The organism is Acinetobacter sp. 228 (genome assembly GCF_048147885.1).
The window spans coordinates 1-1155 of the sequence record NZ_JAYWYV010000452.1 but is presented as its reverse complement, the minus strand read 5'-3'; the positions used below and the strand labels follow the sequence as shown (position 1 = coordinate 1155).

The following is a 1155-nucleotide window of genomic DNA, read 5'->3' as shown; positions in this document are numbered from 1 at the left end:
AACGTTTTCGTCAATGAAGCTAACGAGTTTAGAACGAGGCACAGCACCGATTTGCTGAGCTACTACTTCACCATTTTTGAAAAGTAATAGAGCAGGAATATTACGGATATTGTATTTCACTGCCGTCTCTTCACAAGAAGTCACGTCAACTTTAACGATTTTTACTTTACCCGCATATTCACTTGATAAATCTTCAAGAACAGGTGCAATTGCTTTACAAGGTGCACACCAACCTGCCCAAAAGTCAACAAGTACAGGTGTTTCAGCATCTAGAACATCTGCTTGGAAGTTATCATCAGTTGTATTTACAATAGTCGCAGACATGGTACGGCTCCAATTTTTAGAAAAAAGTGCTATCACTATAGGAGGAGATAATCTCTATCAGTATTACATAGCTACTTAGTTCAATGTAAGGGTTTGATGCTATTATTCAAGGCTTAAGTAAATTTGTCTAATGGATGCTCACGATATTCATCATCGGCTTGTACAATCGTTTAACAAATAGAAAAATATCAAAGGCTATTAATTGTTGATGAAAATGGCTTTTCAATTGCATTCTTGTGAATTACTCTAGGCGTGAATTGTTATGGGTTTAGTTCAATAATGTCTGACTTTCTGATTGATGAAGAATTACTTGCTGCCATAGATATGGGGTCGAACAGTTTTCACCTTGCCATTGCACGGGTAGATCACGGTGAAGTTAAAAAAGTGGCTTCAATGTCAGAAAAAGTACAGCTTGCAGCTGGTCTTGATGAAAATAAAAACTTAACAGAAGCAGCACAGCAACGTGGTTTAGCCTGTTTGGCTCGTTTCGTTGGGCGTTTAGGCTCAGTTCAACCTAACCGTTTAAGAATTGTGGCAACGAACGCTTTGCGTCAGGCTAAAAATGGCCATGAGTTTATTCAAAAAGCCGCTGAAATTTTGCCCAAACCTATTGAGATTATTGCAGGCCGTGAAGAAGCACGCCTGATTTATCTTGGTGTATCACATACGATGGCGAATGGTGGACGCCGCTTAGTGGTTGACATTGGTGGTGGATCTACCGAGTTTATTATTGGCGAAGAATTTGAGCCAATTTATACTGAATCATTACAGATGGGTTGTGTAGCCTATACAAAAGCATATTTTGCCGATGGTGAAATCACACAAAAAGCA

General features: G+C 39.1%; 1 protein-coding gene and 1 pseudogene. One reads left to right on the top strand and one right to left on the bottom strand.

All coding sequences use genetic code 11. From position 1 onward, the window contains the following. The coding region (gene trxA, locus VXQ92_RS19790; protein ID WP_001276875.1) for a thioredoxin at positions 1 to 324 on the bottom strand (324 nt) is incomplete at its 3' end. A gap of 279 nt (positions 325 to 603) precedes the next feature. Between trxA and VXQ92_RS19785 the strand changes: the two are divergent. Further along, positions 604 to 1155 (top strand): annotated as a pseudogene (locus VXQ92_RS19785) (exopolyphosphatase); the annotation flags it as partial.